32 protein-coding genes and 4 pseudogenes are annotated in these 21136 nt (G+C 42.7%); 17 read left to right on the top strand and 19 right to left on the bottom strand.

Translation table 11 applies throughout. The features are described from left to right. Positions 1-29: 29 nt before the first annotated feature. Both IQ217_RS19220 and IQ217_RS08295 read right to left on the bottom strand, forming a co-directional pair. Positions 30-161 (bottom strand): hypothetical protein, encoded by a 132-nt coding sequence (locus IQ217_RS19220; protein ID WP_255414290.1) that lies wholly within the window; start codon positions 159-161, stop codon positions 30-32. Continuing rightward, positions 161-340: a hypothetical protein gene (locus IQ217_RS08295; protein ID WP_194019585.1), complete on the bottom strand. Its 180-nt coding sequence runs from the start codon at positions 338-340 to the stop codon at positions 161-163. Before IQ217_RS08295 ends, IQ217_RS19220 begins: the two co-directional genes overlap by 1 nt. Positions 341-494: 154 nt before the next feature. Between IQ217_RS08295 and IQ217_RS08290 the strand changes: the two genes are divergently transcribed. Continuing rightward, positions 495-686, top strand: a complete 192-nt coding sequence (locus tag IQ217_RS08290) for a hypothetical protein (RefSeq protein WP_194019584.1) — start codon at positions 495-497, stop codon at positions 684-686. A 27-nt stretch (positions 687-713) separates the two neighbouring features. On the opposite strand, the gene IQ217_RS08285 is transcribed toward IQ217_RS08290, so the two are convergent. Together IQ217_RS08285 and IQ217_RS08280 are read right to left on the bottom strand one after the other, a co-directional pair. Next, positions 714-1277 carry a hypothetical protein gene (locus IQ217_RS08285; protein ID WP_338117491.1) on the bottom strand — a complete coding sequence of 188 codons (564 nt, stop codon included), beginning with the start codon at positions 1275-1277 and terminating at the stop codon, positions 714-716. 318 nt (positions 1278-1595) lie between these two features. Continuing rightward, on the bottom strand, positions 1596-2060 hold the full coding sequence (locus IQ217_RS08280; RefSeq protein ID WP_194019583.1) for a 2OG-Fe(II) oxygenase family protein: 465 nt from the start codon (positions 2058-2060) through the stop codon (positions 1596-1598). Positions 2061-2763: 703 nt separating this feature from the next. On the opposite strand from IQ217_RS08280, the gene IQ217_RS08275 reads away from it, so the two are divergent. Then, positions 2764-2979 carry a hypothetical protein gene (locus tag IQ217_RS08275; RefSeq protein ID WP_194019582.1) on the top strand — a complete coding sequence of 72 codons (216 nt, stop codon included), beginning with the start codon at positions 2764-2766 and terminating at the stop codon, positions 2977-2979. Positions 2980-3191: 212 nt separating this feature from the next. Next, positions 3192-3389 carry a hypothetical protein gene (locus IQ217_RS08270; protein ID WP_194019581.1) on the top strand — a complete coding sequence of 66 codons (198 nt, stop codon included), beginning with the start codon at positions 3192-3194 and terminating at the stop codon, positions 3387-3389. Between the two features lie 25 nt (positions 3390-3414). On the opposite strand, the gene IQ217_RS08265 is transcribed toward IQ217_RS08270, so the two are convergent. Then, a complete protein-coding gene (locus IQ217_RS08265; protein ID WP_194019580.1) occupies positions 3415-4125 on the bottom strand; it encodes a LuxR C-terminal-related transcriptional regulator in 711 nt (236 codons plus the stop codon). Positions 4126-4222: 97 nt separating this feature from the next. Here IQ217_RS08265 and IQ217_RS08260 point away from each other — a divergent pair, with 97 nt between their 5' ends. Further along, positions 4223-4906, top strand: a complete 684-nt coding sequence (locus IQ217_RS08260) for a DJ-1/PfpI family protein (protein WP_194019579.1) — start codon at positions 4223-4225, stop codon at positions 4904-4906. Positions 4907-5194: 288 nt separating this feature from the next. Then, positions 5195-6289, top strand: coding sequence for an alkene reductase (locus IQ217_RS08255; protein WP_194019578.1), 1095 nt, complete (start codon positions 5195-5197; stop codon positions 6287-6289). On the opposite strand, the gene IQ217_RS08250 is transcribed toward IQ217_RS08255, so the two are convergent. Next, on the bottom strand, positions 6251-6733 hold the full coding sequence (locus IQ217_RS08250; protein WP_194019577.1) for a TetR/AcrR family transcriptional regulator: 483 nt from the start codon (positions 6731-6733) through the stop codon (positions 6251-6253). The genes IQ217_RS08255 and IQ217_RS08250 overlap by 39 nt on opposite strands. Between IQ217_RS08250 and IQ217_RS08245 the strand changes: the two genes are divergently transcribed. After that, on the top strand, positions 6720-7589 hold the full coding sequence (locus IQ217_RS08245; protein ID WP_228025739.1) for an SDR family NAD(P)-dependent oxidoreductase: 870 nt from the start codon (positions 6720-6722) through the stop codon (positions 7587-7589). The two genes, IQ217_RS08250 and IQ217_RS08245, sit on opposite strands and share 14 nt — an antisense overlap. 15 nt (positions 7590-7604) lie before the next feature. On the opposite strand, the gene IQ217_RS08240 is transcribed toward IQ217_RS08245, so the two are convergent. Continuing rightward, entirely contained in the window at positions 7605-8483 is an 879-nt protein-coding gene (locus tag IQ217_RS08240) for an IS982 family transposase (RefSeq protein WP_194019576.1), read from the bottom strand. Between the two features lie 330 nt (positions 8484-8813). On the opposite strand from IQ217_RS08240, the gene IQ217_RS08235 reads away from it, so the two are divergent. Further along, complete coding sequence (locus tag IQ217_RS08235) at positions 8814-9374, top strand: YdeI/OmpD-associated family protein (protein ID WP_194019575.1); 561 nt, start codon at positions 8814-8816, stop codon at positions 9372-9374. Positions 9375-9588: 214 nt separating this feature from the next. Here the strand turns inward: IQ217_RS08235 and IQ217_RS08230 are convergent, their stop codons facing one another. The 4 genes from IQ217_RS08230 to IQ217_RS08215 all read right to left on the bottom strand — a co-directional run bounded on the left by IQ217_RS08230 (position 9589) and on the right by IQ217_RS08215 (position 11169). After that, a complete protein-coding gene (locus tag IQ217_RS08230) occupies positions 9589-10008 on the bottom strand; it encodes a VOC family protein (protein ID WP_194019574.1) in 420 nt (139 codons plus the stop codon). Positions 10009-10229: 221 nt separating this feature from the next. Next, positions 10230-10403, bottom strand: a complete 174-nt coding sequence (locus tag IQ217_RS08225) for a hypothetical protein (RefSeq protein WP_194019573.1) — start codon at positions 10401-10403, stop codon at positions 10230-10232. 112 nt (positions 10404-10515) lie between these two features. Next, complete coding sequence (locus IQ217_RS08220) at positions 10516-10749, bottom strand: hypothetical protein (RefSeq protein ID WP_194019572.1); 234 nt, start codon at positions 10747-10749, stop codon at positions 10516-10518. A gap of 186 nt (positions 10750-10935) precedes the next feature. Continuing rightward, complete coding sequence (locus IQ217_RS08215; RefSeq protein ID WP_194019571.1) at positions 10936-11169, bottom strand: hypothetical protein; 234 nt, start codon at positions 11167-11169, stop codon at positions 10936-10938. On the opposite strand from IQ217_RS08215, the gene IQ217_RS19215 reads away from it, so the two are divergent. Further along, positions 11168-11299, top strand: coding sequence for a hypothetical protein (locus tag IQ217_RS19215; RefSeq protein ID WP_265583627.1), 132 nt, complete (start codon positions 11168-11170; stop codon positions 11297-11299). The genes IQ217_RS08215 and IQ217_RS19215 overlap by 2 nt on opposite strands. Positions 11300-11458: 159 nt before the next feature. Here the strand turns inward: IQ217_RS19215 and IQ217_RS08210 are convergent. The 3 genes and pseudogenes from IQ217_RS08210 to IQ217_RS18895 form a co-directional block, all read right to left on the bottom strand. Beyond that, a pseudogene (locus IQ217_RS08210) lies at positions 11459-11587 on the bottom strand (carbamate kinase); the annotation flags it as partial. Further along, complete coding sequence (locus IQ217_RS08205) at positions 11574-12143, bottom strand: hypothetical protein (RefSeq protein WP_228024301.1); 570 nt, start codon at positions 12141-12143, stop codon at positions 11574-11576. The gene IQ217_RS08205 and the pseudogene IQ217_RS08210, both read right to left, overlap by 14 nt. Continuing rightward, the gene (locus IQ217_RS18895) at positions 12118-12363 is read right to left on the bottom strand and encodes a hypothetical protein (protein ID WP_228025736.1); all 246 of its coding nucleotides are present in this window, start codon (positions 12361-12363) and stop codon (positions 12118-12120) included. Before IQ217_RS18895 ends, IQ217_RS08205 begins: the two co-directional genes overlap by 26 nt. 195 nt (positions 12364-12558) lie before the next feature. Here IQ217_RS18895 and IQ217_RS08200 point away from each other — a divergent pair, with 195 nt between their 5' ends. From IQ217_RS08200 to IQ217_RS08185, 4 genes are all read left to right on the top strand, one after another. Next, the gene (locus IQ217_RS08200) at positions 12559-13131 is read left to right on the top strand and encodes a PepSY domain-containing protein (RefSeq protein WP_194019570.1); all 573 of its coding nucleotides are present in this window, start codon (positions 12559-12561) and stop codon (positions 13129-13131) included. 64 nt (positions 13132-13195) lie between these two features. Beyond that, on the top strand, positions 13196-13870 hold the full coding sequence (locus IQ217_RS08195; protein WP_194019569.1) for a response regulator transcription factor: 675 nt from the start codon (positions 13196-13198) through the stop codon (positions 13868-13870). Continuing rightward, the gene (locus tag IQ217_RS08190) at positions 13839-15185 is read left to right on the top strand and encodes a sensor histidine kinase (protein ID WP_194019568.1); all 1347 of its coding nucleotides are present in this window, start codon (positions 13839-13841) and stop codon (positions 15183-15185) included. Before IQ217_RS08195 ends, IQ217_RS08190 begins: the two co-directional genes overlap by 32 nt. A gap of 81 nt (positions 15186-15266) precedes the next feature. Beyond that, positions 15267-15533 (top strand): 2Fe-2S iron-sulfur cluster-binding protein, encoded by a 267-nt coding sequence (locus tag IQ217_RS08185; protein ID WP_194019567.1) that lies wholly within the window; start codon positions 15267-15269, stop codon positions 15531-15533. Here IQ217_RS08185 and IQ217_RS18890 read toward each other — a convergent pair. The 3 genes from IQ217_RS18890 to IQ217_RS08175 are packed head-to-tail and all read right to left on the bottom strand — an operon-like array spanning position 15522 to position 16921. Further along, entirely contained in the window at positions 15522-15779 is a 258-nt protein-coding gene (locus IQ217_RS18890) for a hypothetical protein (protein ID WP_228024314.1), read from the bottom strand. The genes IQ217_RS08185 and IQ217_RS18890 overlap by 12 nt on opposite strands. Before the next feature lie 60 nt (positions 15780-15839). Then, positions 15840-16238, bottom strand: coding sequence for a cytochrome b/b6 domain-containing protein (locus IQ217_RS18885; RefSeq protein ID WP_228024315.1), 399 nt, complete (start codon positions 16236-16238; stop codon positions 15840-15842). 59 nt (positions 16239-16297) lie between these two features. Then, on the bottom strand, positions 16298-16921 hold the full coding sequence (locus IQ217_RS08175; protein ID WP_194019566.1) for a TMEM165/GDT1 family protein: 624 nt from the start codon (positions 16919-16921) through the stop codon (positions 16298-16300). 216 nt (positions 16922-17137) lie between these two features. Between IQ217_RS08175 and IQ217_RS18880 the strand changes: the two are divergent. The 4 genes and pseudogenes from IQ217_RS18880 to IQ217_RS08160 form a co-directional block, all read left to right on the top strand. Then, positions 17138-17586, top strand: a pseudogene (locus tag IQ217_RS18880) (Rpn family recombination-promoting nuclease/putative transposase); the annotation flags it as partial. An 85-nt stretch (positions 17587-17671) separates the two neighbouring features. Beyond that, on the top strand, positions 17672-18094 hold the full coding sequence (locus IQ217_RS08165) for a putative toxin-antitoxin system toxin component, PIN family (RefSeq protein ID WP_190599852.1): 423 nt from the start codon (positions 17672-17674) through the stop codon (positions 18092-18094). 3 nt (positions 18095-18097) lie between these two features. Then, a pseudogene (locus IQ217_RS19385) lies at positions 18098-18151 on the top strand (toxin-antitoxin system HicB family antitoxin); the annotation flags it as partial. Positions 18152-18175: 24 nt separating this feature from the next. Then, complete coding sequence (locus tag IQ217_RS08160) at positions 18176-18313, top strand: hypothetical protein (protein WP_338116586.1); 138 nt, start codon at positions 18176-18178, stop codon at positions 18311-18313. A 327-nt stretch (positions 18314-18640) separates the two neighbouring features. Here the strand turns inward: IQ217_RS08160 and IQ217_RS08155 are convergent, their stop codons facing one another. Next, complete coding sequence (locus IQ217_RS08155) at positions 18641-20251, bottom strand: AAA family ATPase (RefSeq protein WP_194019564.1); 1611 nt, start codon at positions 20249-20251, stop codon at positions 18641-18643. Between the two features lie 129 nt (positions 20252-20380). Continuing rightward, a complete protein-coding gene (locus IQ217_RS08150) occupies positions 20381-20779 on the bottom strand; it encodes a TIR domain-containing protein (RefSeq protein ID WP_338117492.1) in 399 nt (132 codons plus the stop codon). 104 nt (positions 20780-20883) lie between these two features. On the opposite strand from IQ217_RS08150, the pseudogene IQ217_RS08145 reads away from it, so the two are divergent. Then, a pseudogene (locus IQ217_RS08145) lies at positions 20884-21136 on the top strand (IS4 family transposase); the annotation flags it as partial.

Below are 21136 nucleotides of genomic sequence, written 5' to 3'. Positions count from 1 at the left end.
AGCCCCCAGGGTGAGGGCTATGTAACTATTTAGAATGGGCAATAATCTCGATGTTTGAGAATCTGTTGAATTAAGCTTTCTAATTCCCTTTTCAGGTCTTCTTGCTCAGTTTGTTGTGCAAGCTTATCTAGTTCTTTGCGTAGGCTTTCTAAATCTTTCATTAGATTGAAAACCCCCAGTCTTTGCAAATTTCGCTTAGTTCTTCTGCGAAAGCTTCACCGTCTTTGCCTTCCCGGTAGTCGAGAATTGCTTCCTTGACTTCCTCCCACATTCCATCGGGTAATTCGCTTCGCATCATTGAACAGACTGCGGCGATCTCTTTTGCTTCTTGAATGGTCATAAAAATTCCTAAGTAGTTGAGTGGTCTAGGGTTTTGCCCTATAAATCTATTATAGCGTGGTTCCGTGCAATAATACTTTATTTTGAGAAAATTTACAAAACTTTATAGCGTGGTTCCGTGCTATATTTGAGCCGTATTTATCAAAGGATTTTTTATGGGTCGTGGTCGTCCTGGTGGTAATCCAGATTTAAAAAAGCACGCATTCAAAACTGAAAGAGAAGTACCTTGTACTGCTCAAATTTCGTTACGAATTACCCCAGAACAAAAAGAAAAACTTTATGCTGTCTCTAACTGGCGGGAAATATTACGCCACAAGATTTTAGAAATTATTGCTACCAATGATTAACCCCCACCAACAGGCAGGGGCTGAACGCTAGGCAAAAAGAGACAACTGGACAGCGGCAGGGCGGGCCACCCACCAGCCACCCCCCAGGGAGACAAAGCCCCAGCCGGGAGGAGGAGAAACACCGGGCGGCAGGAAGGCCAGCAACGGCAGGCCAGACCCAAGGGCAAAGGCGGCAGAGGCCCAAGAGCCAGACCCCAGCCCACAAAAGCAACGGGAAGACCGGGCCGAAGGCAACAACCCACCAGGACAGCCGGCGGCAGGGAAGAAACACCACAGACCGGCCGGGCCACCAGCAGACAGAACAGCAGAAACCACCGCAACCGACCGACGGGCAAAGGCAGAACGGCCAGCCCCCCACCGACCAGAACTGACAGAAAAAACCTGGGCCGAAGGAAAAAGCGACCGGGCAACGGCATCGGCACCAGCCGCACAACCAACAAAAACGCGGGCCGAAGGCAGAACGGCAGCAGAAAGGGAACGGAGAGCGGCAACCGACAACGGGGAGAGAGAGCGGGAACCGGAAAACCCCACGGCAGGGCAGGCAGAAAGCAGAGAAACAAGGCAGGGCGACAGGGCAGAAACGGACAACACAGTGCAACCCCCAGGGGAACAACCAACAACCCCCATTATAGCGTGGAACCATGCAAAAAGCAATCCAGGACAGAGCGGCCGAGCCACCCACCGACCAGCCCCCAAAACAAGGCAGACCCCCCCCTGTCCATTGAAACTCCACGCCCCTCCATCCCGCAGATGAGGCTTGGGTCAAGGCAAGGGCCGAACCGACCAATAAAAAATGCCCCGCAGGGGCAACCACTAGAAGGAGGGTGAAGGTGGAGTTTACCCTTGCCGGGAAATAGCGTGGTATAATTTTACTAGCGGGGGGTGATTGATCTAAAAAATCAAACTTTTTTATAAAACTTTTCTAATACTTAAACTATATCTTTCCCCAATTACTTTTACTACTCCATGACTTTTTTTACCATCTATTTCATATATTCCTCCATCTTCTAATATTTTTCTTTCTCCATCATATTCAAACACACAAACCCCACTATTTACAATAATTACTTTTTTATCAAAACAATCTCTATCTCTATGTAAATTTAATTTACTTCCATCTCCATATCTCATTAATAATAAACTATTAAAATCTTCTCCATAAAATTCCAAACATCTTTTTTTCAAACCATTATCTATTTCTAATCCTTCAAATTTTTCATTTTTTCCCAATTCAATTCCAACCCCAAACCATACCATTTTCCTATCTTCTTTAATTTCTTTACCAAACCATTTCTCTTTAACCATCAAATTATTTTTATCAACACACCAATTTTTAAATTTTACTTTTTCTACTTCTCCTAACTTTTTAAACATCTTTTTTTCCTTTTAAACTTTCTTATATTATATCATTTTTTTCTTCTACAATTAATACATCAAATTACTTTTATTTTCAATACACCAATATACCCTTTCTCTCCTCTCTTTTTTCTCTTCCATTCCCCACTAAGTTTTTTTTTGCCCAAGAAAAGCAAAAATCATATTCCAAATAAAATTTTTTCCTTAAATGGAATAACACCAAAAAATTTTGACGAATATGATAAAATTCCTCGTTGCAAAAAAAAACGGTATTTCCGGATCTTCGATTCCTTAGAATCAAAAATTAAAACATCGAATCCGCTCATCTTTCTTGCTTTCCGAAAAAAGACCTGCGGGCTAATCAACCCGTGACCGCTGACTTTGACCGGACTACAAAAAGGGGGAAGGGTTAGGGAAGGGGGTGTCCCCCCCCTCTTGCGGCCTTTGGGCAGGTAGTCGAGTGAAGTATTTATTGCTCTGACCGACTAGACCACAACGCCTCTTGCTTTCTTGCCCCCACTCGGGGGGCCGCCGGTCAGTAGCTTTGGGTGTCAATAGTTAACTCTCGTCCGGCGGGGGGGTGGGGAGGCAGTAAAAAAAGGGAGGGACGACGACCATAAAGTGCCGGGAATCACATCTTTATTCTTGCTTTCTTGATATTAAAGTTTATTATTTTTATCAAAACTAATTGTTTTTCTTTGGGTTAAATGAAACTAAAAATATGCTCAAATTTATAGTCATTGCATTAGTTGCTGGATTAGCAGGCTATGCTCTTGGTGTTATGGCCGGAATCTTCATTGTCAATAATTTCTCCACTAATGTTCAAGACAAACCCTTGGAATTAGCCATGACCTCAATCTTTTTCTTTGGCCCAGTTGGAGCTTTTATAGGATTGACTATTGTAGTTGTATATCAACTTTTACGTCGATATTTATGACTGTTTTATACCCCTTATAAAGACTGCCTACATTCTCAATGCACGGTGGTAATTCACGGTGCCATCAAATATAGACCCCACAGAAAGCTGGGCTTTAGCTGGGCGGATTTTACCTCTCATCAGGGGTTACGCCATAGAAAGGAAAATATTCTACCCTTGCGATCACTATGTCTCCTAAACTAACCATTGAAATGGACTAGTATGGGTTTAGCTTGCTCCAAGAGTGGATCCACATGGTGGTGGCTGACAGGGAACTCAAGGTGGTTGATGCGGAAGGCTTTGCCCATTTGGTTAATGGGTCGCTTAATGAACTAGCGGCCTGGGTAGCTCAGTCTGAGGATCCACAGCGGCTGAAAACTGGCCAACAGCTAATTGAGGCGTTACTGATCCAGCATCAAAGCCGAGAATGACGAAAGAGCCTAATAAAAATCGCTGTCAATTTCTCAACTTTGCCACCAATTCCGCTCGGGCTGAAACTTCCAGCTTCCGAAACATACGCTTTAAAGCTTGCTTGACGGTGTTTTGCGTGATCCACAGTTCTGTACCAATTTCAGCATTTGTCAAGCCTTTGGCCACCAGATCGGCAATTTGTCGCTCCCGGAGTGTGAGCCGTTTTGCCAATAAATTGTCTGGAAATAAATATGCCGACGATCGCCGCAGCGCCGCTAGACAGGCCGAAACATGACTGCACACTGCTCCTAGTTCTGCTAAATTCTTGGCATCAAATGCTCGAGCTCCCGTCTTCCGGGCAAAGTGAATCGTCCCAATCAGATGCCCCTGACCGACAATTGGCCCGGTCATGATGTGCTCATGGTCATACTCAGAGCAGCAGTATTGGTAGAGAGCACTTTGTTTCCATTCACCCCCAGGAAGTACAAGTTCCTCATGGGCCGGGGCATGGTTTTCCATGACATATCCCATGACCGGATCGACAGCTCGCCCCATTTGTTCATAGCGTTCGACAAAGCTATCGGATACGCCAATGACGTCCACACTAGCGAGATGGTCGTGATTATCCAGTAGATAAACGCCCCAACGCTCTGTCCTAAAATGGTCACCCATGCTATCCATCAAGCGATGACGTAGGGTTTGCTCGCTAGTAGCCGTGGCAATTGCCTGAAATAGCGCATGTAAAGAATTCACCATACCATTGCCGAAATTGTACCCACCTGAGGACTATCTAGGGCTGGGGGAGCTGTCTATAATCGTTCCACGTGACCAGCATTTCGACAATGATATCCCGATGACTCAAATTCAAATTGGCTTTTTGATCTATCCCGGTGTGGTGCAATTGGATGTGATGGGGGCCCATCAGGTATTGGCGTTTCCGCCGCAGACTACCGTTCATCTGGTCGGTAAAACTTTTGGGCCGGTTATCAGCAACGAAGGGGTAATCCTAACATCTACTACTACCATGGCTGATTGCCCACCCCTGGATGTAATTTGCGTGCCAGGCGGTGGTCTGGGACAGGTCGAGGTGATGAAGGATTCGGAAAGCCTAGATTTCTTAAAACAGCAAAGCATAACTGCCCAGTACGTAGCCAGTGTTTGCACAGGCTCCTTAATTTTGGCGGTGGCGGGGTTATTGAAAGGTTACAAAGCCACCTGTCACTGGGCCTTTCGCGATCAGTTGGCAAGGCTCGGAGTAGAGGTGGTGCCCCAACGGGTGGTGATTGATCGAAATCGAGTGACCGGGGCGGGTGTTACCTCTGGCATTGATTTCGGGCTGACGTTACTTAGTCTACTCTGCGGCGAACCCGTTGCCAGGACGGTGCAGCTGATGTTGGAATACGATCCTGAGCCGCCGTTTGATGCTGGTAGACCTGAGACCGCTGGATCTACTGTGGTAAATTCTTTGCTGCAAGCGGGTAAGCCATTAATGGATGCATTTTGGGCACAAACTCAAGCCACTGCAGCTCAACTATAATTCTAAGGAAAATTCCTTTGCTGGGCAGCGAGAATTCCTCAGTGCATCCGGCAGGCTTTTGATCCTAGGACAGGAGGCTATTGGAGAAGAGAGGCTAGTGTTGCAATGCTTGTGGCGATCGCCGCTTTATCCAGTTTCGTAAGGCCAAGGTGTCCATTAGTCGTGCTAATGTTCTACTTCGATGGGTCAGGCAAGAATTATAGGCAGTGTAATTCAGAGAATGACAAATTTGTAGCAACAAGAATAGTCATTTAGTTTATTGATTTCAACTCATTAGGGACTTTTAAAATGCCTTCCTTATTTGACACATACCAACTTGCTGATCTGTCCTTAAAAAATCGAGTGGTGTTGGCTCCCATGACCAGAGCTAGAACCGCTGATGATCGGGTTCCTACGCCCTTAATGGTGGAATATTATCGTCAACGGGCTAATGCAGGCTTGATGCTAACCGAAGCCACAGTTATTTCTGAAATTGGCAATGGCTGGAACCATACCCCTGGTATTTATAACGAGACCCAACTAACAGGCTGGAAACCGATTGTAGAGGCCATTCACCAGGCCGAGTCCAAAGTCTTTCTACAACTGTGGCACTGTGGCCGTGCTTCCCATCAATCTTTTCATCCCCATTTAGGCTTACCCGTTGCTCCCTCGGCGATCGCCATTAACGGTGACTATATCCATACCCCGAATGGAAAACAGCCCCATCAAATACCCCGACCATTAACTGTCCAAGAGATTACTGCCACCGTAGAAGATTATCGCCAAGCTGCTGTGCGGGCTAAGGAAGCCGGGTTTGATGGAGTAGAAATCCACGGAGCCAATGGTTATTTGATTGATCAGTTCTTGCAGTCTAAAACCAATCAACGCACCGATGCCTATGGGGGCAGTTTAGAAAATCGGTTCCGTTTTTTACATGAAGTCACTGAAGCTGTTTCAACGGTATTTCCATCCCAACGGGTGGGGGTTCGTCTATCTCCCAATGGCGTTTACAATGACATGGGTTCTCCCGATTATCGAGAAGCTTTTCCCTATTTTGCTCAACGCTTAAACGCCTACAATTTGGCTTATTTGCATATTGTAGATGGTCTAGCATTTGGTTTCCATGACCTGGGAGAACCGTTAACTTTGGCAGATTTTCGGGCAGTTTATTCAGGAACCTTAATGGGGAATTGCGGTTATACTCAAGCTACCGCAGAAAAGGCGATCACCGCCGGAAACGCTGACTTAATTGCCTTTGGTCGTCCCTATATTTCAAATCCAGATCTAGTACAACGCTTTGCCAATGGCTGGGCTTTAGCTCCAGATCCCGATCCCACAATTTGGAATGGGACAGAGGGAGACTATTCAACGGGATATACGGATTTTCCAGCCTATCGTAGTTAAAAATAACTGGATGCTTTCCTCACCTCGCTGTGCATTGCCCGTGGTCAGAAAGTCGAGAGTAGCACCCTGAAAGAGGTGAAATAGCGATCGCGCCACTGCTTCATCCCCCGTCAGCGTCGTCAGTGACTCAATCCACTGCTGGTTTTCACGATCCAGAAACTGCTGAGTTTCGGTATCGCCCTGCATCGCCCGCAGGTTGAGATCCATCGTCAGCTTTAGCCAGCTCTGCATTTCTGGGGTAGTAAATTGCTTCCACATCGCCAGCAATGACTCAGCAATGGTATTGGCATCAGCTACGGCTGTGTTTTTGTTTTGTAGTGACTGGAGCTGTTCGCGCAGACGCACCTCTAGCCGGGCAATTATTTGGCGCTCTAGCTGTAGCTTCGAGCCAAAGTGGTAGACCAGTATGCGCCCACTGGTGCCGATACGCTTGGCGATCGCCAATTGGTCGGGGATGTGGTCAAATTGGAATGCCGAAGGTTTCCATATATTTACTATTGCCTGGTTAGACAGAATTAAACTCAAAGAAAATGAAAAGTATAGGATTATGACCAAAGATAGAGGCGAAAAAAGAGTTGCACTTGTCACTGGTTCGACATCTGGCATCGGAATGGCGATCGCAGAGCAACTTGCTAAAGATGGTTTTACGATTGCTTTTCATTCCAAGTCTTCCGTGTTGGTTGGGCAATCATTAGTAGAAGCTCATCTTGGGGCATATTATTTTCAAGCTGATCTGTCTGATCAAAGCCAAACTTGTGATCTGATTGCTAAAGTATTATCGCATTATGGGAGGCTGGATGTGTTAGTTAATAATGCGGGCATTAGCGCGACAATTCCACATACATTCCTAAAGGAAGCGACGCCCGAAATTTGGCGCGATCTGTATGAAGTCAATGTCATTGCACCTTGGACTCTGATCGCAGAGGCTGAAAATGCTCTACGTCAGTCATCTAGTCGTGAATGTCCTAGCTGCATTCTCAATATTAGTTCTCATGCTGGTATTCGCCCGAAAGGAGCCTCAATCCCCTATTCTGTAAGTAAAGCTGCTCTAAACCACATGACAAAGCTGCTTGCATTGAGTCTTGCCCCTTTAATTCGCGTAAATGCGATCGCACCGGGTTTAGTTGAAACCCCGATGAGTAAAAATTGGACAGCAGCAAGAAAGCTATGGGAAAAACGATCTCCAATGGGGCGGGGGGCACAGCCAGAAGAGATAGCACAGATGGCTTCAATGCTGGTTGCAAGTCACTATATTACAGGCGAAATTTTGATTTCAGACGGAGGCCTAAATCTTACTTGATAACGTGAGTTCGGGTTAAAGAGCAGGAGGCAAAACCCATTCAAGAGAAAGTCCTGGCTTTTTGGGTTGATGGCAGTACGCAATTAAGCCACAGAGAAGATTAACTCCAAAATTAATAGGACTACGATGACGAGAGTGCTCAATCTGAGAAATATTTTTGAGTTGGTCAATAATTGACTCAATAATTAAACGTTTACGGGATAATAATTTATCTGTCAAGCGCATTAAAGGATTTTTCATGTTACGACGATGTTTAGCAAAGAATTCAATACCAAAATCTGACAACAGTTTTTGAGCTAAGGGCTTAGAAATATAGCCCCTATCAGCGAATACTTTCCCAAATAATGATTGGAGTAAATCTGGCACTGGGACTCGGTCATCAAGGTTGCCAGGAGTAATTTGCACGCTTAATAACTTTCCCATTTCATTAACAACCAAATGTAGCTTAAATCCGAAAAACCAATCCACCGAAGTTTTCCCTCTTGCTGCCAAATTATCAAATACTTTATGGCTAAATATACGGCGATTGTGGCAAACTTTTACACTTGTTGCATCGATAAAACTAATGCCTGTACATTGCCCAAAACAATGCTTGAGATAAACACATAAAGGCACTAAGGTAGAGGGCATCCATTCTACAAATCTTTGATAACTTGGCAATCCGGGGAAGTATTCACGCCAATAAACACACACATGGTCCAGGTAAAAATGCTTGAAGTTTCGATAATGGTGTTGATGAAATGCAATCAATAGAGTCATTTTCTCACTCAAACATAATCCCTGAGGGCGTTTGCGGGTTTTTACACCCGTTCCCAATAACTCTGATTGCCACTTTGGTTCAAATTTTTGGCAAAAATCATCTACGGCACAGAATAATTCTTCTAAACTAGACACAGCGGGAGACAGAGGTGGTTAATTAACATCTATCCCAATTTATCTGTCTCCTTTTTTCTTTAACCATCTCAGGGCTTGCCTTATCCCGAACTCAGGTTATTTATTAAAAATTGCACAATAGGCAATCGAATATAACAACTAAAATCTTCACCACACCGTTGAAATTTAAAGCAATCTTCCAGGTGAACTATTTACAATGGTGATCGCCGTAAACCCCTAGTAATTTATTTAGGCCTATCTCTGCCCTCACATGGTGGGGCCGCTGTTTAGTAACTTTGGGTATGGATAAGCTGAAGCCTAAGCCATTATGTATAAAACCATCGGAGGTCAATGGAGGTCACTAAAACCTATAAAGCAATTAATAGAACTGTATGGCGTTCTTGGCTTGAGCAAAATCACGCTACAACCAGCGAAATTTGGTTGTTGTTCGATGAGCTTCCTGATTGTCCAACTGTTTCTTACCTTGACGCTGTTGAAGAGGCTATTTGTTTTGATTGGATCGATGGTATAGAAAAAAGATTCTCAACCCATGAGCGTGCTCAACGATTTACTCCCCGGAAAAAACGAAGTAACTGGACAGAATTAAATAAGGAGCGTGCTCGCCGTCTGATTCGCCTAGGAATGATGACTAATGCTGGATTTGCAACACTACCTGATTTAACCATCAAATTTGAAGTTCCCAAAGATATTGTTGAGGTAATGAAAACAGAATCTGATGCCTGGTCTAACTTCCTTGCATTCCCCGATCTCTATCGCCGAATACGCATCGGATACATTGAGGAAATGCGGAAAAATCCTAGAGAATTTGAGCGGCGACTTCAGAATTTTGTGAGCAAAACTGCCCGCAATCAAATGTTTGGTAATTGGAACGATAAAGGAAGACTTATTTGAAGTTAGCAGAGAATCATATTCTTTGACTTGCCTTCTTTACAATTGAGATCGCTATTGAACTCTTAGTAATTTATCCAGTCCGTCCTTTCTTGATATTAAAGTTTATTATTTTTATCAAAATTAATTATTTTTTCTTTAGGTTCCAGCAAAGACTGTTGGCGATCAGTGGGAGTTTCTAATTTCTTTGATTCAACGCCAGCTTTGCCACTGCGCCCTAAGTGGGCTTATCAATGGTTAATCCAATTTCTTGACCATAGGAGACTTCTAAGGTGTGTCCATCAGGATCATTGATAAAAGCCCAATAACCAACAGGATAGCCAGAATCTGTGGCATCTTTAGCCAATATTCCTTCCTGTCTAGCTTGTTCGCATAAGCAATCAACTTCGCTCTTATCCTTGCAAGCAATGCCTAGGTGTGCAAAAGGGCCTAGGATGGGGGTTGGATTTTCGTCTTGGACTAACACTAAAACGAAAGGACGAGTTTTATCAGACAGCCAAACAACTCGTTTACCGGTATCTTTATCTAATCGCTCATGCACTACGGACATATTTGCATAGCGGTTGTAAAAACTAATGCTCAAGTCAATATTTTTTGCAAATAGAGCAATGTGCGTGAAACCAAAGTCTTCTTTCATATTTTTTCCGAAATTAGTCTATTGGTGAAGTTATAGCCACCGTTAATTCAGCTTGATTAGCGCAACAGTAAAGCGTAACTTGACCTTTAATTCAGTTAGTTGGTTCCAAATTCTTTTGGTACTAACAAAGTCAGGTAGATGAGATGGCTAATTAAGGATTATACAGAAACTTTCTGTTGTTAGGCGATCACCATTAACCCCTAGTAAAATTTAGCGATCGGCTACACTACCAATGCACGGTGGTAATCCACGGTGCTATAAAATCTAAACCCCACAGAAAGACGGGCTTTAGCCGGGCGGACTTTCCCGACATCAGTGACCAACAAAAACTTTTGGCGATCGCCATTAACCCCTAGTAAAACTTGTTCTAGTCCTCGCCCCCAAGGGCGACCCAAAACGGGTTCATCGCAACAAAGGAACGTGACGCGACATAGGGTTAGAGTTTAGAACTGAGGTGCGTGATGGTCTGCCTGCTGGTGCTGGATTAATGAAGGTTTAGAGATAGTTCTAGTCGTCATTATCTTGTTTATCGTCGCTATCATCATCATGATCTTCTTGCCCTTCATGGGAATCATTGTCTCGACTGGCCACGTCCTGGGAAGAAAATTGAGCAAGGGTGTATTGACTCTGCCCAGAATTATTAGCAACGGTCTGGTTTGCATTGGTGGCTAATGTTGTATCGCCCCATCCCAAACCAGCAGTGATCGTCAATATTAGAAAAGACTTAGCTGAAATATTCATGGGAAAACTCCTAAAAGCTTTAATTGCTGTTCTACACCATTCAAGTTAGAACCTAAATGTAAAGAACTAGGGAAGCCATCAGTCTATCCCTTCGGGGAAAGCGAAGCTGCACGCCGTTAACCCCTAGTAATTTTTGTTGTAGCAAGGAACCATAAAAAAAGGGAGGCCGAAGCCCCCCAGGGAAAACTAGGCAAGAACCGGGACGGAGACAGACCAACCAGGGCCAACCCGCCGGACGAAGACAGAGCGACCCAACCGACCAGACCAACGACGGGCAAAACGACCAGCCCCGGCAAAAGAACCGAACGAAGCAACCAAAACCAACCCGGACTGGGCCCGAACGGAAGGCCGAACCAACCAGCCGGAACAACCAGAACCCAAAGCAGAACCACGAACCGAACCGACAGGAAAAGCAGACATGGGCAAAACCCCCAAAAAAGAACGGGGTCATCGAAGCGGCGGACAGAAAACAACCCCGGTCGGGGACAAAGAGCGTAGCGAAAATAAATGCCCCAGCGCCGTTATTTGGCGATCGCTATTTACCGATTAGCATGGTGCGGCGCACAAGGGGCAACCACTGTAGAGTTCCCCGCAAGCAAGGTTTAGGGTTGTTCGTTTGGTGAAGATAGTTGAGCATTCCCCGCCGCTATACTGGGAAACCCTGTGGAATGGGGGAATATCAACCTTCAGACTTATTGAGTTACCAACTGGCGATCGCCAGGGACGCTATGTGAATATTCTTTTTCTGCAATTCCGCTTCGGGGGGTTGACCCCTTTGTAATAAGGCGTTTCCCCCCAGGACAATGACAATGGGCTTTGTATCTTTAGGAAGATTCATGGCTTTTTCCCCCTAAATTACGCTGGGCCAAAAAATCGTCAACGAGATCACCTAAACCAGGATCATCAACTTCGGCATAATCGTAAAAGATCCGCACCAGGGGTTTATTGAGTTGGATCAAACGACCGAGATCGCTGGGGGTTCCCGACACCACCACATCCACATTGGCGGCGTTTAAGGTATCGGCCAATGCTTGCAATTGGGCGGGGAAATAACCCATGGCGGGCAAAATTTTCGTCAAATGGGGAAATTTAGCGTAAATAGAGGCAATTTCCGGCACGGCGTAGGATCGGGGATCAACTATGTCAATACCTTCAATCCCTTTCACTGCTTGGTAACCAGCCCCAAAGCCCATGCCCCCGTGGGTTGTCGTCGGGCCATCCTCCACCACAATCACCCGTTTGCCCCGTAAATCCATGGCCGGTTCCAACCGTAACGGCGATCGCCCCTGGATAATTTTGCCGGTGGCATTCAACTTGGTAATGGACGCTTTAACCTGGGCAATCTGTTCTGTGGTGGCCATTTCGGTTTTAGGAATGAGGACAATATCCGCCATTCTCACCACCGTTTCCCCTGGTTTGAATGCCCTGGGGGTAAAGTTCTCCGGCTAAATCTGGGGGATAACGGCGATCGGCAATGCCCACAATCTGGGTGGCGGTGAAGGCCAGAACCTTGTATTGAGGATTATCCCGGTAAACCTGATTGAAATTATGGAAATCCCGCCCAGCGGCCCCCAAAATCACCACCTTTTGACGGCGATCGGAGATGATAGACATAAAATTTTCCATCCGAACAACGGATAAATCTAACCAAATCCTTACTTTCGTAAGTTATGTTTGGAGAATTCTTTACCCTTTCTTTACAGTTTATCAATAATCTTAACCATAACAAAGATTAAATTCAGTTCTCCTACCGTCAGCCAAGGATGAGTATTAGGGGAAATTAATCTTATTATTTATTAGGTAAAGTCCATGGCCAAGATTAACTTTCGTAAACTACACCGCACCATTGCCCCAATAATTTTTCTGCCCCTGATACTTAGTGCGTTAACAGGTACGATCTTTGTTGTGGGAGAAACTTTTTTAGAGGAATCAGAAGAGTTTGAGGACATTATTTTAGGCATTCATCAAGGAGAATTTTTAGGTAAACCATTAGTGCCGGTTTATATTTTACTTGTGGGTTTAGGATTAATCGGGATAATTGTCACTGGTATAATTATGTTTAACCAAAAGCGCAATAATCGCCTAGGGAATTTAATTCACGGCAAGATAAATCCTCGGTCTATTCATGGTTTTTTAGCACCAATATTATTTGCTCCATTATTAGTAAGTGCCATAACAGGGATCGGTTATCGTATTGGTCGAGCTTGGTTTAACCTCCCCAAGGAAAAAGTAGAAATTCTCATGGATATTCACCAAGGTAGTTATTTTGGTTCATTTTTGCAGATGATTTACATATTACTTATTGGCTTAGGGTTAATAGCAATTTTAATCAGTGGAATTCAAATGACTGGAATTTTTCGTAAACGTATTTCCAATGTATAGTATTATCTAGGTTTTATTTCTACAGCTAATCTAACATCGTGAGTTCATTCAATTACTACCATAGATGAAAATTTTACTGGTCGAAGATGATCAGCGTATTGCTGTTGCCCTACAGGAAACCCTGGAAGATTGTCAATATACGGTTGATCTGGCCCCAGATGGAGAAATGGGCTGGGAACTATTACAAGCTTTTGATTATAGGTTAATTTTGTTAGATATAATGTTGCCCAAACTTAGTGGAATTGAACTTTGCCAACGGCTACGCTGTGCCGGAATGCAGTTGCCTGTTTTAATGTTAACAGCTAGGGACAGTAGTAATGACAAGGTTATGGGATTAGATGCCGGAGCAGATGATTATGTAATTAAACCCTTTGATTTAGCAGAATTAACTGCTAGAATTCGGGCTTTATTAAGACGAGGAGACGTGGTTTTGCCAACGGTATTAGAATGGGCAAATCTTCGCTTAAATCCTAGTAATTATGAAGTAATTTATGGTGAAAATTTATTACATTTAACTCCTAAAGAATATCAAATTTTAGAATTATTTGTTCGTAAACCCCAGAGAGTTTTAAGCCGTAGTATGATTATGGATCAGCTTTGGTCTTTTGAAAATCCACCAGGGGAAGAAACCGTTAAAGTTCATATTAAGGATCTTCGTAAAAAGCTACGAAATGCTGGGGCACCACCGGATTTTATTGAGACTATTTATGGCTTGGGTTATCGCCTCAAATCTATCTAAATCTAATATTCGTCTTAGTCCTCAATTTCAGCGTCTCCGCTGGCAATTACTGGGGGCATTTTTAGCCGTGATGATGGCCATTAACTTTGTTTCTAACTTTTTAGTTTATCAGTTTTTTTCCCATATTCTTTATCAGCAACTTGATCAAAAACTAAAGTTATTGGCTAATTCTGCAGCCCATAGTCTGGAAATTATCGAAGAGAATAACAATACAGACATTAGGCACGACCGTTATTTAGACGAAGATGGGGATTTGGATTTATCTTGGCAGGGATTACAGCAACCGAACCAAACTATTGAATGGTTTGATGGCAGCCAAAAATTGTTAGGAGCTTCAGGAAAAAAGATTAATTTTCAGATCAACAACTTTACCCCTGGTTTTATTACTTTACCCGAATCTCCTCCTATCCGAGTTCTAATAATTACTATTTATGAACAGGAAAATCCTCAATCAAAGCATATCGAAGGCTATGTCAGGGTAACGGAATCAACGGAATCTATCACCATACTTTTATCACAATTATCATGGGGATTTGCCATTGGTTTTTTTATTACTCTCGGCTTAATTAGTGTGGGCGGTATGTGGTTAACCCGACAATCTTTAAAGCCTTTGGCTAAAAGTTATGAGCAGTTAAAACAATTTACGGGCGACGCTTCCCATGAATTACGTAGTCCCCTAACAGCCATTAAAACATCAGTAGAAGTCTTACAAACCCATCCAGAGCGTATCCATCCCCAGGATATTGAAAAAATCAATAGTATAGTCAGTGCCACTAATCAAATGAGTTGTTTGATAGATGATTTGCTTTTTCTAGCTCGTACTGATAATGATTTAGATTTACTGCCTCAGCAAACTGCGGTTATTCCCTTGGAAGAATTATTAGAAGATATAGTTACTTTTGGGGAAATCAAAGCTGAGAAAAAAAAGATTAAACTGCAACTCCATTGTTTAACTAAACCCCTAGTTAACGGTAATATTTTCCAGTTACAAAGGCTATTTACTAATTTAATTGATAATGCCATTAAATATACAGAGACGGGAGGAGATATTAATATTAGCTTGAAAACCTCAGAAGAATGGGCAATTGTTACTGTCCAAGATACGGGTATAGGAATTAAAAAAGAATATATTCCTTTTGTCTTTGATCGTTTTTGGCGAGTGGAAAAATCTAGATCTTCCCAAATATCTGGCACAGGCTTAGGTTTGGCGATCGCCCAAAGCATTGTCCAACACCATCAAGGTCAAATTTTAGTGGAAAGTGAACTGGGTAAAGGTTCTTGCTTCATTGTATTGTTGCCCGTTGTCCTCGATTAAGGAAACTAAACCTTATTTACGATTTCTTTACTTTTGATCTTTAAATTTGTCAATAAATCACTTTAAGAGGCTTGAAGGGTAATGACTAAAATTACCTGTTTCCCCGACAATAAAATCATTGAAGCTCATCCTAATAAGACTTTTCTGGAAAATTTGTTGAGTGAGGATGTGCCCCACACCGATGTTTGTGGAGGCCAGGGTAATTGCTCTACCTGTCGAGTGATGATTTTAGAAGGAATTGATAACTGTAGTAAAGTTACCCCTCTTGAAATAGCCTTGGCAGAACGATTAGATTTTCCTTTTCATGTCCGTTTAGCTTGCCAGTCTCTGAAGCTTTTACCTGAATAGAGGAATAATCCAGGCAGCAACAAGGCTCACCAAGATGAAAATTTCTAGGTAGAGCATCGCCGTCGCTGTTTGAAACTCCATTGTCCAAGCTCCATGTTGAATTTGTGACCACCATTGGGCAACATGACTTGGCCAAAGAGCTGGGCTATCTTTATCACGAAACTTCCAGGTCAGCATAGAAAGTAGCAACGGTGTGCCCCCTACCCTGGCATTGATCAGCAGATGGAGCAATATTGCACCCACCATGACCAACCACGAAATTAGGTGGGCGTAGTACCAGCCATGGTGGAGTTCCCCGTTGGGTAACTAGGTTTCGCCCATCATTTTGCCGCTGAATAAAGCAAAGGTTAATCCTAACAAAGCTAGGGTATTAGTGATGCGATTTAGGCTATACCACCAGATCGGTTTACCTACCGAAGTTAGTTGACTTAGGGTATCGGATTGTACCAGTCGCCGTTGCCCCCGTTGGAAAGCGTAGATCACAAAAGCTGGAAATATCAGCAAAGTCCATAATCCAAAAGTGCCATGGATGCCTTCAATATCAGGGTAAGAGGGCAGAGGAATGCGGCCCCAGCGTCCATCGTAGGTGTCGTAGGTCCAATAGGCGGTCAGAATGGCTGCAATCAGGCATAATCCCGTAAGGCCATGCAAAATTCTGAGTAAGAAAGGTTGATAGGGATAGAATGGTGTTCTCTTCTTAATCATTGGTTAAATGACTGGATTGAAAGATAAAGGAATAGTTTCAGAAAGCAAAATAGTTCGGTTCAAAAGTTTTCTATGGCAGTAATAATCCCAAAGACAATGAATAGTACACCGCCAAGGGTAGTCAGTAGCCTTTCGGAAATATGACCGGCAATGAGTTTTCCGCAGGCCACGGCGATAGCAGCGCAAATGGCATGGCCCATAATGGCTCCTAAAAGCACTCCATAGGGATGGTGAGAAGAAGCCAGGGTAATAGTAGCGATTTGAGTGCGGTCTCCCCACTCGGCCACGAAGGTAAGTGCAAATGCTTCCATTACGATGGCTCTAGCAGACCAGAGGACGATACCCTGTTCTCGTTGTTTAACCACTTCTAGAGCTTCTGCTTGCTCTCCGTCTAGGACTTCTTTTCCAGACATACGGCTAGCATCGTAGAGGAGTTTTAAGCCAAAACCAATAAACAGAGCCACAGCAATGGCTTGAACATAGTGTTGGGGAAGTAAAGAAGTTAGTTGGCCAATCCCAACAGATAACAAAGTCATGGTGGCCAACGCCGCCGTTGCCCCGATAAATACCCATCGTCGGGGGTGCCGCATCGCCAAAATAGCGGCAATAAAAAAGGTTTTGTCGCCGAGCTCTGAAAGCGTAATCAGCAATAGCCCGGACGTGAATCCCGTCAAAAAATTCATGCTTTACTCCAACCAATAGTGGATTGAGTAGGCATGACGGATATCTGGAAAGACCCCACCAAGCCCACTCTTTCCGTGGACTCAGTGAAGGTCTCGCTGACAAATCAGAAAACTAATTTGCTATCTGAACCAGGCTCATCACCAGTATGTTGATTCAGATAACGGGCTTTTATAGCCCAAGCTACTCCCCTTCAATAGCCTAAACTCTACCACAATTGGGAGCAGCTATCGGAAGCATTTCTCCAAAGTCCAGGACTATTGCCCCTAGGGGTGTTGACGCAGACCTCTGACCCGGCACTAAAATTGAGGGAAGTGGCGACTGTGCTGGATCAGATTGAGGATAATCGAGTTAAAGCAAATCTCATGGCAGCAACCTCATTTTTTGCAGGAATTCTGCTGGCCCCTGACATTATCAAGACAATTTTAAGGAGTGAAATTATGAAGGAATCTGCTGTCTATCAAGAAATTTTAGAGGAAGGTAAAATTGCCGGGAAACTGGACGGTTGGAAGGAAAATTAGAGGGGAAACTAGAAGGTAGGCTGGAGGCGAAACTAGAAACCATACCTCTGCTGAAGAAATTGGGCCTTACAATTGCCGAAATTGCCAAGGAGTTAGACATTGATGTTGAACTGGTTAATCGGTTTGTTGCTAACCAGAACAATTAAGACTTGATAGAGTTTTTGGCGATCGCCTCCCAATGGCTGGATAAAAAAATTCAACAATGACAGTGTATATGCTATCATTAGCTTTGTGAATAATCGAATTGTCATTGACACCAGTGTTTTTGTGAGTGCTCTGATTGGTGCTGATGGGCCGAGTCGGAAACTGATTAGGTATTGTTTGTTGGGGCGGTATCAACCACTGATAGGAAATGCTTTATTTGCCGAGTATGAAGCTGTAATGGGACGTAAGGAGATTATTGACCAATGTGTTTTGAGCCAGACTGAGGTTGTTAGTTTACTAGAGGCTTTGATGTCGGTTTGTGAGTGGATTAATATTTACTATCTGTGGCGACCCAATTTAAGAGATGAGGGAGATAATCATTTGATTGAGTTAGCAATCTCTGGTAATGCTCACTATATTGCAACCAACAATGTCAAAGATTTTCAAGGAACAGAGTTAATTTTTCCTCACTTGTCAATTTTGAAACCAGAGCATTTACTAAGAGGTTAAACCATGGGTACTTTAACGATACGGATGCCGGATGATAAACACTCCAGACTTAAGCAGCTTGCGGAGTCTAGGGGAATTAGTGTGAATAAGTTAGTTGAGGAGCTTTCAACCATTGCTTTGACTGAATTTGATGCTTATAACCGTTTTCGGTTAATGGCGGCCCGGGGTAACGTTACTGAGGGTTTAAGGCTTTTGGATAAGTTAGATGGATTAAGTTAAACCCCTAGTAAAATTTGGCGGCCTTGCAGAGATCCGCTAGGCTGAGCGACTACATCTTCAATGCACGGTGGTAATCCATGGTGCCATCAAATTTAAACCCCACAGAAAGCCGGGCTTTGGCCGGGCGGACTTTCCTTTTCATTATTGACTTAAAGATATTTTTGCGACTTTGCAAAGATCCATTATGCGGTGCGCTCGCAAACCTCTGTAATGTATGTAAGCCTTGTTAGCTCGACTAGTTTTTTTGATGGCGATCAGCTACGGATAGATTTTTGTTCTTAATATTTAAGCCCTGTGCCTGAACGAGCGCTTTGTTAGTGCAATATTTTATTCGCGGCGAATAACACATGATTCTAATTCTGAGTATACTTCCATATCTTGAGTAATATACTTTGAAAGCTCAAGCTTGAATTTCTCAGGATTTATACTGTTTTTTATTCCGCATATATTTTTAATTTGGCTAGTATGATCTTTTAGATTTTGATTATTAATATCAGAAACAAAGTTGTCATAAGTTTCTTGATCAAAATTCAGTTGATTAGATTTACAATAATTAACAAGCACCTCTTTGTCATACAGATAATTCTCAATCTCCCATCTTTTAAGAACTCTGTGATTATCGGGATTGGTCTTTAGATACACAATTCTATCGTTTTCATTGGTGTCTTTTCCTGACGCCATATCTCTATCTTTAAGTACCAAAATCTCTAAATCGGAAAATACTTTGCCAAGAATTGCTATTGCTATTTCACTTCTTTGGTCTAACTCAGTGTTGCCGCCGCTTGAGACAAATAATGTATCAATATACGTATTCGCAAATACATTATTAAATATCTGCGCGTCAAGACCTTTTTCTATCCCACTATTACCTGGTCTATCTCTTCCTTCGCAATAAATAATTCGTTTTGGACTAATTAAGTTAACAATATCATCTAAAGCTATTTCAAAAATATCCTTCCAATTGCTTCTTGACATTGTCATTGGTGTTAATAAATATGACTCCGATGCAAATTTGCAGTAACTCTTAAACTGAATAACTTGACATTCTTCCCTGAATTTATCTTGCAATGTTCTTAAGAAACCAATGCTATGTGTTGTTAACCATATTTGGCAATCTTTCCCCACCAGCTTGTCAATTTCGATTAACAGATTTTTTTGAACATTTGTATTTATATGGAGCTCAGGCTCATCTAACAAAAATATCGTATCAGTATATTCATCTTGTCTAAGATAGAGATCTAAGAGAATATCCACTACCTCTTTTTCGCCAGAAGAAAGAACATTAAATTCAAACTCATTAGGATGATCCAACTTTTTAAAATACAATGTTCCTTTTGATGCCTCTATATTACCAATGCTAGATATTTCTAAGTCCAAACATTCTTTGATGGATGAGTTTAAATCACCAATTATCTTTGCCTTAGCTTGACTTGGAGGGCAATCTTGATCGTTTAGGTACTTATCGTATTTAACATATAAACGTCGGTAGTTCTCTTCCATTTTATCGTCTAAATCAGAGGCAGTAGTAGCTCCATAATTATTTAATCTAATTTCAGTTGTTGCTTTAGACTCAGTTACGTTTAGAGTGCTGTTGTATCTATATGGACTTCTGAATGAAAAAATTGTATTTTCCTTGCCACTTTCAACCTTCTGTTGTCTTATTTCTTGAAATGTACCTTTATCAAACTCTATAGTTATATTGCTGTAATTATAATTTGGTGTTCTGTTCATTGAGTGATATTGGTAATCTTTGTTTCCCTTGTTCCCAATTTGAGCATGTGCATTCGCATGGAATAAAATTCCATCTAATACACTGCTTTTCCCACAACCGTTTGGCCCAACCAGAGCGACAACACGCTTAGGTGTGTCACCGAGATCTATAGTAAGATTAAAAAATCTTTTGTACCCATTTTTTAGCTGTAGCTTCTTAATTCTCATATAATTTCTCAGTTTCTCTGCATATATTTGCTATCAGTAATGCTAACGGTTCGCTTGAGCGGCTACAAAGAACTCTCGCAATGCACTAAATCTTTTGATAGTCCCCTCCAAACGAATGTTATATGGCGTTCATACTAATCCTTCGCGTTCAAGAACACTACGAATCTCCTCGAAACAGGCTTTGATATTTCCGGATGGAAACTTAATATAACCAAGTCCATCAACGTTTGAGAAGTTCTCACAGCCTTCTTCCAAAAGAATAATTGCGCGCGTAAAGCCCAAACGTCCTTGAAAAAGACCAGCTTCATGTATGACATTCATTCTTGCGCGGAGCTTACCATCACTTTGCTCATCTTCAGCAGTCATTATCAATAATGCAATTGCTGCATTATCTAGCATCTGAGATAAACGGGTAGTGTTGGTGATTCCAGCGATTGGAACTCGATTAAATTCATCCCAAGGCAATTTCAATCGATCACTAATAAAATCCTTGAGGTCTCTCCAGAGAGGCGATCGCCCGTGTCCAATGAAGATATGTGTACCTGCAGAAGTGTTGAACGATAGTTGTAAAGAAGGAAAATGCCCTTTAAAATGATAGAATAAAGGGCAGAAATATTAAAATAATTGAAGCAATGATATCAAATTTTGGACATATTGTCAAAACTCATCTATCTAATTTTCCTAAAGATGACTACCCAGTGTTAGACACATTTAAGTTTGTGAGTATCTGGTTAGGCTTGGTCTTAGACCAGAGTCAGACAAGCATGAGAAGTATGTTTAAAAGACTGAACTTGCGAGGGGAGACAGTAGATATATCTACATTCTCAAAAGCAAGCAAAAAAAGGGATGTCGGAGTTTTTAGGGAAATGATATTTTCCTTAAAAA

It is taken from the genome of Synechocystis salina LEGE 00031, assembly GCF_015207985.1.
Taxonomy (GTDB): domain Bacteria; phylum Cyanobacteriota; class Cyanobacteriia; order Cyanobacteriales; family Microcystaceae; genus Synechocystis; species Synechocystis salina.
Note: the sequence above shows the minus strand (reverse complement) of the source record. Positions and strands in the feature narration are given on the sequence as shown.